Annotated in this window: 11 protein-coding genes; 1 reads left to right on the plus strand and 10 read right to left on the minus strand. The window is 54.3% G+C overall.

All coding sequences use genetic code 11. The features are described from left to right. Positions 1-36: 36 nt before the first annotated feature. Positions 37-1,722 carry a glycoside hydrolase family 13 protein gene (locus KI379_RS05400; protein ID WP_089546226.1) on the minus strand — a complete coding sequence of 562 codons (1,686 nt, stop codon included), beginning with the start codon at positions 1,720-1,722 and terminating at the stop codon, positions 37-39. A gap of 44 nt (positions 1,723-1,766) precedes the next feature. Continuing rightward, positions 1,767-2,552: a glucose-1-dehydrogenase gene (locus KI379_RS05405; RefSeq protein WP_089546227.1), complete on the minus strand. Its 786-nt coding sequence runs from the start codon at positions 2,550-2,552 to the stop codon at positions 1,767-1,769. Positions 2,553-2,784: 232 nt separating this feature from the next. On the opposite strand from KI379_RS05405, the gene KI379_RS05410 reads away from it, so the two are divergent. After that, on the plus strand, positions 2,785-3,618 hold the full coding sequence (locus KI379_RS05410; protein ID WP_089546228.1) for an SDR family oxidoreductase: 834 nt from the start codon (positions 2,785-2,787) through the stop codon (positions 3,616-3,618). A gap of 82 nt (positions 3,619-3,700) precedes the next feature. Here the strand turns inward: KI379_RS05410 and sigJ are convergent, their stop codons facing one another. The 8 genes from sigJ to KI379_RS05450 all read right to left on the minus strand — a co-directional run bounded on the left by sigJ (position 3,701) and on the right by KI379_RS05450 (position 15,208). Next, entirely contained in the window at positions 3,701-4,564 is an 864-nt protein-coding gene (gene sigJ / locus KI379_RS05415; protein WP_212982986.1) for an RNA polymerase sigma factor SigJ, read from the minus strand. A gap of 213 nt (positions 4,565-4,777) precedes the next feature. Then, entirely contained in the window at positions 4,778-5,437 is a 660-nt protein-coding gene (locus tag KI379_RS05420) for a peroxiredoxin-like family protein (protein WP_212982987.1), read from the minus strand. Positions 5,438-5,612: 175 nt separating this feature from the next. Then, a complete protein-coding gene (locus KI379_RS05425; protein WP_212982988.1) occupies positions 5,613-7,106 on the minus strand; it encodes a response regulator in 1,494 nt (497 codons plus the stop codon). A gap of 30 nt (positions 7,107-7,136) precedes the next feature. Next, a complete protein-coding gene (locus tag KI379_RS05430; protein ID WP_212982989.1) occupies positions 7,137-8,945 on the minus strand; it encodes a cache domain-containing sensor histidine kinase in 1,809 nt (602 codons plus the stop codon). A 29-nt stretch (positions 8,946-8,974) separates the two neighbouring features. Then, positions 8,975-9,808, minus strand: a complete 834-nt coding sequence (locus KI379_RS05435) for a carbohydrate ABC transporter permease (protein ID WP_076169145.1) — start codon at positions 9,806-9,808, stop codon at positions 8,975-8,977. Continuing rightward, entirely contained in the window at positions 9,808-10,701 is an 894-nt protein-coding gene (locus tag KI379_RS05440) for a carbohydrate ABC transporter permease (RefSeq protein ID WP_076169143.1), read from the minus strand. The genes KI379_RS05435 and KI379_RS05440 overlap by 1 nt, the downstream gene beginning before the upstream one ends. 115 nt (positions 10,702-10,816) lie before the next feature. After that, positions 10,817-12,139, minus strand: a complete 1,323-nt coding sequence (locus tag KI379_RS05445; RefSeq protein WP_212982990.1) for an ABC transporter substrate-binding protein — start codon at positions 12,137-12,139, stop codon at positions 10,817-10,819. Between the two features lie 555 nt (positions 12,140-12,694). Beyond that, entirely contained in the window at positions 12,695-15,208 is a 2,514-nt protein-coding gene (locus KI379_RS05450) for a glycoside hydrolase family 38 C-terminal domain-containing protein (protein WP_212982991.1), read from the minus strand. Between the last annotated feature and the right edge of the window lie 34 nt (positions 15,209-15,242).

Consider the following 15,242-nt stretch of genomic DNA (forward strand, 5'->3'; position numbering starts at 1 on the left):
TTGCAGCGGGTGCCTTTTTTTGTTCCCAAACCCCGGTCAGGACAACCGGTATACTCTGGCTTCATAGGGGCGCAGCTCAATGCGGTCTCCTTCCGCGTCAGGCGGCAGATCGTAATTGCTGATCAGCAGGTCTCGCGACATGCCCCGCAGCGTTTTCGGCCATTCCATGATCGGCGTATCATCAAAAAAGTTAAGGATGACCAGGATGGTATCTTGCTCCAGCGTACGGGTGTAAACATAGAGATCCGGATCCAATGGAAGCAGCAGCTTGTACTCTCCGTAGATCAACGCTTTATGGGTCTTACGCAGGGAGAGCATCCGCTTGTAGTAATGATAAATGGAATCCGGGTCCTTTATCGCCGAAGCCACGTTTACATCCGTATAATTGGGGTTAACCTTGATCCAAGGTTCGCCGGTCGTAAAGCCGGCTTGAGGTCCGTCGTCCCACTGCATCGGGGTGCGGGCGTTATCCCGGCTCTTCGCCTGGATGGCCTGCATCGTCTGGTCGATCGGCTTGCCTTGAAGATGGGACTGCTCATAGTAATTCAAGGTTTCCACGTCCCGGTAGTCGCCGATTTGGTCAAAGGCTGCATTGGTCATCCCGATTTCTTCGCCTTGGTAAATGTATGGCGTCCCTTCCAGGGTGAGCATGAAGGTCGCCAGCATTTTTGCTGATTGGACGCGGTACTGCTTGTCATTGCCGAACCTTGAGACGGCTCTGGGCTGATCATGATTGCCGAGGTAGTTCGCATTCCAGCCCTGGTTATGCAGTGTAGTCTGCCAACGGCTCATCACTTTTTTGAGCTCCAGCAGCGTCCACGCTCGGGATTCCCACTTACCGGTGCCGTTTGAGGCGGAGTCCAGCGTCATATGTTCGAACTGAAACACCATGTTCAGCTCATGGCGCTGGTCTCCCACATACTCCAAAGCCTGCTCCGGGCCGAGTCCCGAGGTTTCGCCGACGGTCATGATATCGTAGTCCATCAGCACTTCCTCGTTCAGCTTTTTGAGCATAAAATGGACTTTTTCCAGGTTGGAAAATAGCTGGTACGCCCTCACGACAGGGAGATGCTGGGGATTGTCGGCATCCGGCAGTCCTTTCGCCTTTACGATGTGGGCGATGGCATCAAAGCGGAAGCCGTCCACGCCTTTTTCCAGCCACCACCGGATCATTTGGTACAATTCATGTACCATTTCTTCGTTTCTCCAGTTCAAATCCGGCTGATGCTTGGAATACAGATGCATATAGTATTCGTCCGTCTCCGGATCCATCTCCCACACCGAGCCGCTGAAATAGGACTCCCAGTTGTTCGGGTACAGGCCGTTGACCCCTTTGCGCCAAATATAAAAGCTTCGCTTTGGGTTGTCGGTCGACGATTTCGATTCCTTAAACCAGGGATGCTGGTCGGAGGTATGGTTCAGCACGAGGTCCATCATGATTTTCATCCCTCTGGCATGGGCTTCTTGCAGCAAATCATCGAAATCCTCCATCGTGCCGAATTCAGGATTGATCGCGTAGTAGTCGCTGATGTCATATCCGTTGTCTTTGCCGGGAGACTCGTAAATCGGGCAGATCCAAATGACATCGATCCCGAGGTCCTTTAAATAATCCAGCTTGGAAATGATTCCGCGAAGGTCACCTTTGCCATCTCCATTGGTATCCATGAAGCTGACGGGATAAATCTCGTACACGGCGGCTTCTTTCCACCAGGTTTCGTTCATGTGCGCATTCCTCCTGTCCGTGCATGAAATGGGTTGTACGGGAATTAACCGTGTCCCCCTTGAAAAGCGGGGTATTTGGTCATCCCGCCATCCGCAAACAGGGTAATGCCCGTAACATAACTGGATTCGGAGGAGGCCAGCCAGGCGGCTGCAGCCGCGATTTCCTCCGGCTTGCCGATATACCCGAGCGGGATCAGCGCCTCAACGCTTGCTTTGGCGGCGGGATCGGAAAACTTGGCGGCATTGATCGGCGTATCGATCGCACCGGGACCGAGGCTGTTGACGCGGATTCCCTTCGGCGCAAATTCCAGCGCCAGCGTCTCCGTCATCATCTTGATCCCGCCCTTGCTCGCGGCATAATGCACGAAATGGGGCCACGGAATCATCTCGTGCACGCTCGAAACGTTGATGATCCGTCCCTTGATCCCGTGTTCCAGCATGTAATCGATCGCCTCGCGGCAGCCGAGGAAAGCCCCGGTCAAATTCACGTCCAGCACCTTGCGCCAGTCCTCCAGCGTCAAATCCTCCGAGGGAACTTCGTTTTCGATGCCCGCGTTGTTGACCATGACGTCCAGCGAGCCGAAATGCTCATGCGCGGCGGCTACCAGCTTTTTGACATCCTCTTCACGAGTGACATCGCCGTACACGCCTATCGCTTGACCGCCGCTTTGTTCAATCTCCTGGATGATCGAATTCACTTCCTGCTCCCCGCTGCGATAGTTAATGACCACATTCATCTTTTCCCGACCGAACCTCAGCGCCATTGCCCGTCCGATGCCGGAAGAAGCTCCGGTAATAATGGCTGTGTTGCCTTCAAGATCTTTGTACATAATCATTCCCTCCTGTCGTCCCATCAAAATGACTACAATAGTATTTAACCGGAACGGGCATGGTTCAACAGGGCGGGGTCATAACTTCCGTCGAAGAAACGGCATTATAGTATCGGGATCAGTCTATGAGTCATTTCCATTTGACAATATCGTTCGATAGGTGTAATTTATAACTAACCAGTTAGTTATTAAAGCTAATGGCGTATACTAAGAGAGTGGGAGAGGATTCGAAATGAATGATCGTACTTGGCTGATCACCGGCATTAGCAGCGGCTTTGGACGTCAAATGACGGAGCAGCTTTTGAAACGCGGGGAACGGGTTGCGGGAACGGTCCGCAATATGGAGGCTGTGAATGATTTGCAAGCAAAATACGGCGACCTATTATGGGTTTCCAAGCTGGATGTCACCGATACACTCGCCATACACCGGGTTGTGGACAACGCTTTTCATGATCTAGGCAGCATTGACGTTGTGGTCAACAACGCGGGATACGGCCTTTTCGGCGCAGCAGAGGAGTTGACAGATGAGCAGATACGCCATCAGCTTGAAACGAACCTGATCGGATCCATCCAGGTGGTGCGTGCGGCTCTTCCACACTTGCGGAAACAAGGCTATGGGCGGATCCTCCAGCTGTCGACCGTAGGCGGCCAGGCCGCTTTCCCGGGCAGTTCTTTGTATCATGCGAGCAAATGGGGAATTGAGGGGTTTGCCGAATCCGTCATGGCTGAAGTTGCCCCTTTTAATATAGGCTTCACTATTGTGGAGCCGGGCAGTGCAAGGACAAATTTCCGGTATCAAAGCTCCGCGCTGGCACCAAAGATAGATGCTTATGAGGCCTCCCCGGCCATCCATGCGCGGCGGATTATCGAAGAAGCCAAGGCACCCTCGCTAGGGGACCCTGCCAAAATGGCTGCTGCGATGATCAACAGTGTAGACCAGAATCCGGCGCCTAAAAGAATCGTGCTGGGCAGCGACGCTTATTCGACGATTCATAAAGCTCTTACCGAGCGGCTGGCGGAATTGGAACAGCAAAAGGATCTCGCTTTTTCAACCGATTTTGACTGATTTCCATTTGAACATAGCGGCTAATGTAGGCGATAAGTCTTCGTTAGCCGCTCTTTCATGATCTGGTCATGCGAAGCGAGGGCTAAACCCTGGTAAGCTTATCCGGGTTTCGTACGATATAGACTCTGGACAGCTTGCCGCCCCGGAGCTGCATAAAGACAGCTTTCACGGTATCGTCCCCCGAACGGATGACGATGCCGGACCCGCCATTCAGAGGGGCAATCTCGGAGTGAAGATTTCCTTGATCATAGGGCTGTATACCCTCGAACACGGCGGCAAGGAATCGGGCGACTTGATCGCGTGTCTGTATTGGACGGGTGGCCGCAGTTACTTTTCCGCCTCCATCGGAGACGAGCATGACGTCTTCAGTCAGCAGGGAGAGCACATGATCGACGTTTCCTTGCTTCAGCGACGTGAGGAAACGGCCAACCCATTCCATATCGGCGGCTTCGGCTGAAATCGTCTCCTCTTCGGATATGCCCATCTTGCCCTTTGCCCGGCTCATCAGCTTGCGGCAATTTGCTTCTTGTTTGCCGAGCATTTCGGCAATTTCCGGATAATCGAAGCCCAGCGCCTCGCGCAGCACGAAAACGACCCGCTCTGTCGGCGTCAGCCGCTCAAGCATGACGAGCATGGCGTAAGACAGCAGATCGCGGCGAACGACCGCCGTCTCGAGCGTATCCGTTTCCGGCGTCCGGATCGGCTCAGGGAGCCACGGACCGACGTACATTTCCCGCTTTTTGCGCGCCGTCTTTTGCAGATTGAGGCAGTGATTAGTGACCATTTTGCATAAATACGCTTTCGGCTCCTCTAAACGTTCGGTGGGCAAGCCGTACGCCTTTAAGAACACGTCTTGCACCGCATCTTCCGCGTCAGCCGCAGACCCTGTCAACTGATAAGCCAGCGTGAACAGTAGTGCTTTATATTTCCCGTACAGCTCCTCCATTCGTGTCTCTCCTTTTCAAGGGCGTGCATGCGGAGTTTCCATGCCAGTTCTTTCATTTTCAATAAAAAACCACATTTACGTCAAGAAAAAAAGGGCAGTGAAAACTCACCGGCTGCCGAAATTTAGGTCTGGTCAATATGAAGAAGCCGCCCCATTTGTCATCATGACATCTGGGACAGCTTTGTCTTGAAATCCGCAGCTGCACGATGCTGCCTATCGTTCGTGGGTGGTTTGGATTTTTATCAACTGATCGATGATTTCCTGAGGCTCCATACGCTTCATGAAGTCCGGATTGACATAAGCGCGGCGGATATTCCCTTCCTGATCTATAATAAACGTGGCCGTAAGCGGCAGGATCCAGCGATCGGTTTGGTTGAACTCGGTGAGGTCCAGGCCGAAATTGTTGTAGGCATCCTGCAGGTAATCCGGCAGCTCATACAGGATTCGGTAGCTTTCTGCGACACGTCCGTTCGGATCGCTCAGCACCTGGAAGGTTAGTTCTTCCTTCTCCTTATGCGACAGCGAGTTGTCGGGGCTCTGCAGGGAAACGGCGATCAGCTGGCCGCCAAGTTTCACAATATCCGGCAGCATTTGTTGATAAGCCCGAAGCTGGATATTGCAGAACGGACACCAGCTGCCGCGGTAAAATGTCAGAATGACCGGACCTTTCGCAAGCTCGCGATACAAATTCACCTGTTCACCGAGCGGACCCGTTAGCGTAAAATCCGGTGCTTTGTCCTCTTCCGTGAGACCGAAAACGACGCCGGACTCCTGCTGCTCCTGAATGTGCCGAAAAACTTGCGACTGCACCTCTTGAGGCGCTTTGACAACAAAACCTTCCTTTGCTTGATCCAATAATGCTTTGACCGCCATGGAACAACACTCCCTTGAAAAAATGGTGGGGTAAATCCAATGATCATTCTTCAGCTTTATGACGTTCTGCACATATAACAAGGTAAGGGTCTGATTTGTGACATGGGGAACGAAAAAAAACGGCGGATAAAACAAACAAGCGTCCTGATCATTCAGGGCACTTGTTTATTGGCGGCTATTTCCACTTTTTATATTCATTTGGCGTGACGCCGACCACTTTCTTAAACAGCTTATTGAAGTAAGCGGGATCCGCATATCCAACCTCCGCTCCGATTTGGTGCACCTTCATGTTTGTCTCGGTCCGCAGAAGGCGTTTGGCGTTTTTAAGTCGTACGTCGGTGATGTACTCGGTCAGCGTCAGACCGGTTTCCTGTTTGAACAGCTTGCTGAGGTAGCTCGGTGTCAGATACACCATGGCCGCCAGTGTGTTCAGCTCGGCATGCTCGCTGTAATGCTCGGCGATCCAGCGCTTGACGATCTCTACGGCTTTACCGCCCATCTCGCTGCGCAGTCCGTACACTTTCTCCAGCGCCGACCTGAACACCTCCACAAAGCATTCTTCCATGCCGGAGAAGCTCATGCAGGCTCGCAGCTGCGTCTCCAGCCGGGCGCGGGCTTCTTTGCTCCGAATCTCCCGGTACTCCTGCACTTCCCGGCATGCCATATCCTCCAGCAGACTGCAGACACGGACGATCGTCCCGGTACCTGCACGCTGCTCTTTCAGCCGCTCAAAGCACTGACGGACGCATTCCAGCACGGCTGGAATATGGAGGAGCTGCAGCTGCTCGGCAAAGTTCATGCCGCGGACGGCATCCTCCGCTTCGACGATGTCTCCGAAAGCTTCCCCGGCATAACCGGCGGCATAATATAGGGCCGAATCTGAGTATAAGCCCAGGTCGCAGGCTCGCATGGCTTCTTCATAGGAGGCTCTGAGTTCGGCAGTGCCGTTGTGGATGCGGCTGAATCCGATATGAACCGCCGTTTCCTCTTTGCTTGGTTCCTCCGCGCCGCCCAGCAGACGGGCGATCCGGTCCAATTGTTCTTGCCCCGGAGCTTCCGGAAAATAAAAGACCCAGGCGAGCATGCGCTCCTGGACCGAGACCCAGTCACAGACGAGCTCCGGGTGCTGCTGGATCCGCCCGGCTGCGGCTTCCAGCGACCCGCCTTTCTGAACGAACGTGGCATAACAGGACAGGGGCAGCCCGGTATCCTCGGATAGATAGGGGAGGGGAGACTCGCTCAGAAAGCAGGAATGAAGCAGCCGCTTGCGGCTCAAGGCTTCTTTCTCGAGCGAAGACTGATGTTCCTCGTCCAATTGGTACAACAGCTCAAACAGCTGCTCTTTGTTGATCGGCTTGAGCAGATAGTCGACCGCGGAAGCGCGGATCGCTTCCCTGGCATAGTTAAATTCAGTGAAACCGCTCATCAGGATGGAACGGACGTGCGGGCGGGCAGCCTTCAGCTGCTTGATCAGATCTAGACCGTCCACAATCGGCATCCGGATATCGGTAATAACCACATCGACCTCCAGGCCGGGAAGGCTGTCCAGTACATCCTTGCCGTCCGGAAACTGCCCGATCACACGGAAGAGGCCGCTTTCCTTTTCGATCATGCGCGACAGGCCTTCGCGAATCAGAACTTCATCGTCCACAATCACAATTCGAAGCATATTTCTCTCCCGCCTTTGCTGTAATGATGTTTACTCTTGGTCTTCGTCGGGGAGTTCTTCCTTAATGCGCACAATGACCCGGGTTCCGTGCCCGGGCTCGCTCTCCACTTCAAGACCGCAGGTGCCGCCGTAATGCAGACGTACCCGCTCGGCCACATTATGCAGCCCGATGCCGAATGCACCGCCCGCGTCGCCGTGCTTCAGGCTGCGGTTCAGCTGCTGGACGGTATCGGCATCCATGCCGACTCCATCATCGCCGATCACGAAGACGACGTGGTCCTGTTCGCGCGAAGCGGTGATGGTGATGGTGCCGAGTCCGGGCTTGCGCTCCAGCCCATGAAAGACCGAATTTTCCACAATCGGCTGGAACACCAGCTTGAGCACCGACAGGCCGAGGTAGGGCTCAGGCACATCCATGATGAGCCGGAATTTATCCGGGAAACGGATGGCAAGCAGATCGAAATAGTTGCGGACATGCTCCAGCTCCTGCCGGATGGTCACCGGGTCCCCGCTGCGGACGATGGAATACCTCATCTGGTTTCCCAGCAGGTAGGTCAGCTTGGCGACGCGCGGATCGTCGTTGCTCTCGGCCAGCATGCGGATGGACTCGAGCGTATTGTAAATAAAATGAGGGTTGATCTGGCTCTGCAGCGCCCTCATGTCGGCGGTCTGCTTGCGTTTTTCCGTCAGCTTGATTTCGGTGAGCAGGTCTTTGACCCGCAGAATCATCCGGTTGAAATGGCTGCCCAGCATGCCGATCTCATCATTGTATTTAGGCGAAATCCAGACGTCGAGGTTGCCGTGCTGAACTTTGCGCATCAGCCGAACCATGGATTTCAGCGGTTTGGTCAAGGCGTGAGAGAAGAAGGTTGCGACGAACAGGGCGATCGCCAGCAGGATTAAGGTCGTAACCATCAGCGCCCGGCTGTTCTGCTGGACCTTGTACAAAATTTTGGACAGCGGAATCGTGACGGACGTCGTCCATCCGGTCTGATCCGACGTGTAGTAGACGGTCAGATAACGGGTTCCGTGTATCGTCGATTCAAAATGGCCATCCTTCTGACCCTTGGCCGCCGTCATCAGCGCGGTCAGCCGATCCTGAACCGAATTCGCATCACCGCTGGCGTACACCAACTGTCCTTGCTCATCCATAATGAGCGAGCTGCCCTGGGTCACCCGATCCATTGGCTCGACGATGCCCTGAAACAAACGGATATCGATATCCAGGACGATGATGCCGAGATATTGGAGCGAGCTGGCCGAGTTAATGGTCCGCAGCACGCTGATGACATCCATCGTACTGCTGCCGTTGACCGTGATCGGGTGGCGGCCTTCCAGGATCGGACGGGCTCCGCCCGCCTCGCCTAAGAGCTTCTTCCAGCCGGGAAGTTGATTTTCGGCCGACAAATCGTTGATGTTCCCGTTCTTGTCATAAAAAATATGATCGTACCGGTCAACGAGGTAGACAGCCACGACGTCTTTTTTGGTATGGCTCAGATAGCTGAGAAACATGCCCATACTCTCGTTCTTGTACCAGTCGGTGTGTTCCTGTCCGAGATAGTACTGCACATCCTTGTTATACAGGGGAAGCGCCGTGTAGCGCTTCAGGTCGTCCACGTACCGGTCGATCGTATCGGAGGCGTTGTCGGCCATCTGTCCCGCGTTGTTGGTGGCGTTCTGCAGCACGGAACTGAACGTGGACCTTGCCGACAGGTAGCTGACATAAGTGATGGGCAGCGATAACAGAAAGACAAATACGAGAATCAGCTTTTTCTCCAATGACAGATTGGCCAGAAAGAGCCATCCCCTGCGTATGATGCGGCCGATTGCAGTACTCATAACCGATAGTCCACTCCCTGATGCTTGTCTTATTTAACCGCTCCGCTGGTTACTCCTTCAAAGATATAACGCTGCAGGAAAAAGTACAATATGACCGTAGGCAAAAGGATGACCAGAATCGCGGCGCAGATGAGGTTCCAATCGGCCGTGTTGACGCCCTGGAACCGCATCAATACAGTGGTGACGACGCCGAGGCTCTGCTTTGGCATGTATAAATATGGAATGTACATATCGTTATAAATGCTGATCGTTTTCAGAATAATGAGCGTCGCCGTAGCCGGCGTCAGCAGCGGGAAAATGATCGAACGGTAAATTTTGAACAGGGATGCGCCTTCCACCATTGCGTTTTCGTCCAGGTCATAAGGGATGTTGCGGATGAACTGCAGGTATAGAATGATCTGGATCACGTCGGCTCCGATGTACAGGACGATCGGGGCACCCATCGTGTTGTACAGCCCGAGGCTTTTGATAATGCCGAATGTGGCAACCTGTGTCGTGATGCTCGGGATGATGGTAGCGACAAGATAAGCCCCGAACACGATCGGTTTCAGTTTGAAATCGAACCGGCCCAGGACATAAGCGACCATCGTGCCGAACAAAATGTTCAGCGCGAGCGAGACGACGATAATGATCAGAATGTTGCCGAACCCGCTGAGCAGGCCGCCGCGCTCGAACACGACCTTGAAATTTTCGAAATTCAAAAAGTTATGGGGCAGCGACATTGAGCTGCTGCTGTTAAATTCATCCCTCGATTTGAATGCGTTGATGATGACGACATAGGGAGGGAACAGGACGACGAATACTCCGATGAGCAGGGTCAAGTATTTAATCAGATCCTGGATCCGGAATTTGGACGAATGCATTATTTATTTCCTCCTCTGCTGAGCACAAGCTGCTGAACGGCCAGTACGATGACCACAAAGAACAATAAGATGACGCTCATCGCCGAGGCCAATCCATAGTTGTTGTAGGCGAAGGCCGTTTCCACGACGCGCTGCACGTAGGTCTGGCTCGCTCCCGCAGGTCCGCCTTTGGTCAGCACAAACGGAAGGTCGAACACTTCGAGCGCGCCCGTCACGGTCAGGAACAGGTTCAGCTGAATAACCGGCTTCATGTTCGGCAGCGTAATTTTCCACAGTGTCTGCAAAGAGCCGGCACCGTCGATTTTCGCCGCTTCGTAAATATCCTTCGGAATGGCCTGAAGGGAAGCGATGTAAATGACCATGTTGTAGCCCATAAAGCGCCACAGTCCGGTAGAGGCCAGCGCATAGTTGACAAGCCCTTCCGTGCCAAGCCAGCTCGTTTCGCCAAGATGCTTCAGTCCTAGGCTGGAGAGGAACAGGTTCAGCGAGCCGTTGGTTGTGTCAAACACGTATCCGAACATAAAAGCGACCGCCACGCCGTTCATGATGTAAGGCAGAAACAGCAGAATCCGGAACACGTTCCGGCCGCGCAGCCGGCTGTTCAGGACGACAGCAAAGTAAATGGCGATGATATTCTGGACGATCCCCATCGCAAAGTAAGCGAAATTGTGCTCAAACACTTTGAAAATATCCGAATTGGAGAACACTTCCCGGTAATTGTCCAGGCCGACCCAAGGCTTCTCCGGGCTGTAGCCGTCCCAGTTCGTAAAGCTGTAATAGATCAGCTTGATCGCCGGGTAGTAGGTGAAGGTGGCTAGTAGAATTAATGGAATCAGTAAAAAAGAGACGATAATGATCGTCTTCTGTTTGCGGTACGAGAGCGTTCCGAACATGCTATACCTTCTTTCTGCAAGCTTATAGGCGTTTCTTGGATGCAAGCCGACAGCAAAGCGGATTACCTCCTAAGGCGGATAATCCACTTTGCCGGGCTATTTCTGTAAGCAGGCGTTACTTGCCGAGGTCTTTCTTGGCTTTGGCCCACGCCTTGTTCCATTTATCCAGGACGCTTTGCGGATCCTTGGCAAGGACGAATTCCTGAACCATGGCCGGCAAATCGATCTGGGCTTTATTGAGGATGTCGGTAACCGTCGCGTCGTCCGGTGTGCCTTCCTGAAGCTCCACGCCGGTAGCCTGGAATTCCTTCAGCTGGGCCAGCTTGGACTCTTTGTCTTTCAGCGGCGGGATGAATCCAGCGAAATCTTCGTAACCGGAATCTTCGATCATCCATTTTACGAAAGCTTTGGCAGCATCAACGTTTTTGCTGTTCTTAGATACGGCGTAGAAGAAGTCAGGGCTAAGGGCGGCGCGCAGCGTGCCGGAGTTGTCATACGGCAGCGGGAAGAAGCCGATGTTGTCCGAAGTCGTTCCTGCACCGACGACTTGATTGATGACCCAGTTGCCAAGGAAGTACATGGCGAACTTGCCGGACGCCACATCTTTCTTGGACTGCTCCCAGTTGGTGGAGTTGATGTCCTTCTCCAGGTAGCCTTTTTCATTCAGTTCACGGATGAGGCTGAACGCCTTGCCGTAACCGTTGTCCATCGTAAACGGCGTGTCCGTGTTCAGCTTCGCGTTCGGGAAGTCCGCATTGTTCTCGATCAGCCGCGGCAGGTCATACACCCAGTTGTTCAGCGGCCACTTATCCTTAAAGTTGGAAGCCAGCGGAACGATGCCCTTTTGCTTCAGCTTTTCACAAGCTGCCAGGAATTCGTCCCAAGTTTTCGGGATTTCCGTAATGCCTGCATCGGCGAACGCTTTTTTGTTGTACACGATACCGGAAGTGGAGTTGCCTGTTGTGATCCCGTATACATTGCCTTCATAAGATCTGAAGTCTTTAAACGTAATCTTGTCATCCAGCCCGAGATCGTCAAGCGGAGCAAAATACTTCGGCAGGTCGGAGTTCGGAATCGTCGGGATAAACATGACGTCCGGAAGCTCATCGCCGGCCATTCTCACTTTGGCCTGCTGGTTATAATCGGTTTGCGAACCCTCGAATTCCACTTTGATATTCGGGTATTTCTCGTTAAAGCGCTTTACATAATCGTCATACTCTTTGCCGATCATGTCGGTGCGGTTAGTCAAAAACGTGATTTTGCCCGACAGCTCGGTTCCGCTTCCGGCAGATCCGCCGGACGAAGTGCCGGTGCTATCCGTGCCTCCTCCACTGCTGGCCGAATCATCACTGCCGCCGCTTGATCCGCAGGCGGACAGGGACATGGAAAGCATCAGGATCATAACAAATCCTAACAACGTAACAGATTTCTTTTTCATTTCTACTCTCCCCATTTCGAATATGTTAGCGTTTGCATTGCTATTATAGCTTTTTGAATGCGTTTTTTAAATGTACTCATTTGTTATTTATTGTCTTCTATTATACTAATCACAATAAAAATTAGTGTTATTTATATAACAAAATAATAACAAATTAAATATTGAAGGAGAAAGAAGAAAATACTGCTAAAGAGAGTTGGCGGGGAATAGCATTATTTTGCTGTATAAGTGTGGGGGAGAAAGGGGATTGTTCGTGACGAGCTAAAGTGCATAGAGAAAGGGAAGAAGGGGATGGCGCGGACTTAAAGAGCGAAGAAGAAGGGCGAAGTTGCAGCGCTGGTTCGCCGCAGTTCCGCCGGAGCGGTGTGTACATTTTGGCATGAGCAGAAGAACAAACAAGAAAGGAGCCGTCCCATGAGGGACAGCTCCTTTTGTAGATATAAGAAGGTATAAGCTCCAGAAAGTGATCTTTCTTATATGGAAGAAAAACCTCCGCTAATTACGGTCTGTCTTCTTTGAATCTGGCGTCGATGGACGTCCTTCAAATATGGGCGCTTACACGCCTTCCGGACGCATCCGGCACACGACAAACGGCTCATGCAGCGCCCGGAGGGCTGCCGCAAGCTCATCCTCCGGCAGCGCCGGCTCCGAGCTGACATGGTATTGAAATTCGTAAAAGCCGCCGAGCGTCGCTTTAAAATTGGTCTCCCAATAGTTGGTCATCAGCCAGGCGTACGATTCCGGCTTCTCGTCCTCCGCTTGCTGGGTGTGGAGGCGTCTTGTGCCGTACTCCAGCGGGCCCCATTGCATGAGCGGCGTATCCGGCGAAGCCAGCAGCAGCGAGCTTCGGTCATCCTGCCATGCAATGCCTTCCTGGACGCAGGCATAATCGAGGCAGGTCCCCGGAATCTGGTCCTTCCACGGACGCACCAAGCCTCCCGGTTTATCCGCATACAGCGTATCCCGCAAGGTGTCCCCGCTTGTAAAAGGAAGCGAGAGGTAGACGTTCTCCGGGCTCCAGACGCTGTCTTTATGGAAGCGGGCCGACACGTCGACCCGGTTCCGGTTGGCATGGACCCGCAGGAACAAGGCGAAGTAGGACAAGCCGTTCAACTGGTACTTGATTTCTACCGTTGCATAAAGCGGTCCGTTCTCCACGGTGCGCACCGATGTAATGCGCCCGGCGGAGCGCTCGGCGTGGAGCCCCTTGCGGTTGCGGCCCATCCGTGCCCGGGTGCTCCATACCTGGGAGGCGTCCGTCTCATCCGCCGGCCGGGTAACTTCGTAGATCGGTGTGAACGCACCGTACGGATTGCCGCTGCGCAGCATCTCGGTGTCCAGTTCCTTGTTGAACCAGGAATGAATGCCGCTGTCGGACCAGGCCAGACGGACGAACGGGGATTCCAGGCCGTTCCGGGTCATGCGGATCGGCGGATGGCCGGCAGCGCCGGAAGCCCCCTGGAACATGTCGTCCATGTCGTATACCTGGTCTGCTCCGATCAGGCGGGTGTTGGTCGTCGTCGTGCCCTGCTGCCGTCCCTGAGCCAGCGGGCGCAGAAGCAGGAAGCAGGTTTCCTGCGCCTGCAGCTTGAGCTCGGTGACGATGGTGTGCGGATGGACGGACTGCTGCGGCAGCACTTCGCCGGTATCCTCCCGCACGACTTCGACGCCTTCGCGCAGGGCGCCGGGCTCCCAGCCGTCCAGCTGGAGGGTGACGAGCTCCGTCACTTCGCGCCCGGCCAGATTGCTGACCCGGAACCGGTACGGCCGATCCGGGTACAGCGTGGCACTGCCCTGCTGCAGCAGCACCTTGTCCAAGGCGCGGTAGGCCCGGCGGCTTGCTTCGGCGGCGTGCGCCAGCTTGCGGACCTCCAGCAGCTGGACGTTTTTATGCCACGGTTCATAAATGGAGGAATGGTAGCCCCACGTATGCTCGGCATACAGCGCCAGCGCTTCCTCAGTCTCATCGATCTCGGCCCGGCTCAATACGCTTGCTTCAGGGTCCAGCTTGACCGCCTTGCGGAGCGTCCGCTGGGCATCCCGGAAGACCTGGGTATGCATCGGTGTAGAGCTGACGCCGTCCGTCCACCAGTCCGGCCAGTCTCCCCGGTGGACAGGCAGTTCGTCCAGCTCTTCCTGCTTCAGGCGGGCAAAAAAGCCGCTGAGGCTGGTCATTTCGATCGTAATCCGATCGCCGTGCTGCTCGTTCCAGGCCTGGATCCATTCGATGATCCGGCTGTTCGGCGCGCCGTTGTCGGTACCGAGTCCCGAGAGCATGACGGGCACGAACGCATACGGGTACTGCTCGGCTTCCAGCTGCGCCAAGTACCGGCGGATGCGGACCGTGGCGATGCCGTCATGGATCGCTTCCGGTTCCACCAGCTGGTGATTGAACTCGTCGCGGATCATGTATTTACCGAGCGCTCCAGGGCACAGGCCCAGCTCGTTGCCGATCATATAATGCTCCCCGTTCCAGACGAGAAGGCGGCGGCCGTCGCGCGTTTCCCACCAGAAAGGAGCCTGCTTGCGGCCAAGGGCGTACATGCCGTGATGCGTATGGATACAGCTGAACAAATGCTCGATTTCATGATTCAGCAGGCTGTCGGCATACCCCCAGCCGTACCCGTTGATATCTGCGGTCATGGCGCTGTCCACACGGCTGCCAATGGAGGCGGCGTAGGCTTGGGCTTTGCTGTGAAGGCTGCTGAGCAGCTGTTCGTCCGGCAGCTCCGTCATGTTCAGATAGGTGCCGGACAGCTCGAGGTCGCCGCGGAGGACGGCTTCGGCAAACGATTTTTGCTCCTCGGGCGAAGCCGCCTTCAGAAACTGCTCCACCGCCCAGAACGTTTCGCACGTCCAGCAGAAGCCTTTCCATTCGGGTTTGGCACCTGTATGAGCGGCATTGGCGATCCGCAGCGCCTGGCGGATGAAATCGACATGGTACTGCTCGATCTTCTCTTGACGATCGGTATAGCCGAGGTCGGTGTGGGAATGGTGAATGGCGTAAATCGTCCATTTACGGGCGGGCAGCGGCGCGTCGGCCTGTTTTAACTGTTGTTCTAGTGTCATCGTATATCCTCCTTAAGGGGAGAGTTGTATTGGC

It is taken from the genome of Paenibacillus cineris (assembly GCF_018333335.1).
Classification (GTDB): Bacteria; Bacillota; Bacilli; order Paenibacillales; family Paenibacillaceae; genus Paenibacillus_AQ; species Paenibacillus_AQ favisporus.

What these genes read in the sequence shown, in the direction of transcription:
- KI379_RS05400 (WP_089546226.1), bottom strand. Translation starts at nt 1,722, where the DNA reads ATGAACGAAACCTGGTGGAAAGAAGCCGCCGTGTACGAGATTTATCCC.
- KI379_RS05430 (WP_212982989.1), bottom strand. Translation starts at nt 8,945, where the DNA reads ATGAGTACTGCAATCGGCCGCATCATACGCAGGGGATGGCTCTTTCTG.
- sigJ (WP_212982986.1), bottom strand. Translation starts at nt 4,564, where the DNA reads ATGGAGGAGCTGTACGGGAAATATAAAGCACTACTGTTCACGCTGGCT.
- KI379_RS05425 (WP_212982988.1), bottom strand. Translation starts at nt 7,106, where the DNA reads ATGCTTCGAATTGTGATTGTGGACGATGAAGTTCTGATTCGCGAAGGC.
- KI379_RS05405 (WP_089546227.1), bottom strand. Translation starts at nt 2,552, where the DNA reads ATGTACAAAGATCTTGAAGGCAACACAGCCATTATTACCGGAGCTTCT.
- KI379_RS05440 (WP_076169143.1), bottom strand. Translation starts at nt 10,701, where the DNA reads ATGTTCGGAACGCTCTCGTACCGCAAACAGAAGACGATCATTATCGTC.
- KI379_RS05410 (WP_089546228.1), top strand. Translation starts at nt 2,785, where the DNA reads ATGAATGATCGTACTTGGCTGATCACCGGCATTAGCAGCGGCTTTGGA.
- KI379_RS05445 (WP_212982990.1), bottom strand. Translation starts at nt 12,139, where the DNA reads ATGAAAAAGAAATCTGTTACGTTGTTAGGATTTGTTATGATCCTGATG.
- KI379_RS05435 (WP_076169145.1), bottom strand. Translation starts at nt 9,808, where the DNA reads ATGCATTCGTCCAAATTCCGGATCCAGGATCTGATTAAATACTTGACC.
- KI379_RS05420 (WP_212982987.1), bottom strand. Translation starts at nt 5,437, where the DNA reads ATGGCGGTCAAAGCATTATTGGATCAAGCAAAGGAAGGTTTTGTTGTC.
- KI379_RS05450 (WP_212982991.1), bottom strand. Translation starts at nt 15,208, where the DNA reads ATGACACTAGAACAACAGTTAAAACAGGCCGACGCGCCGCTGCCCGCC.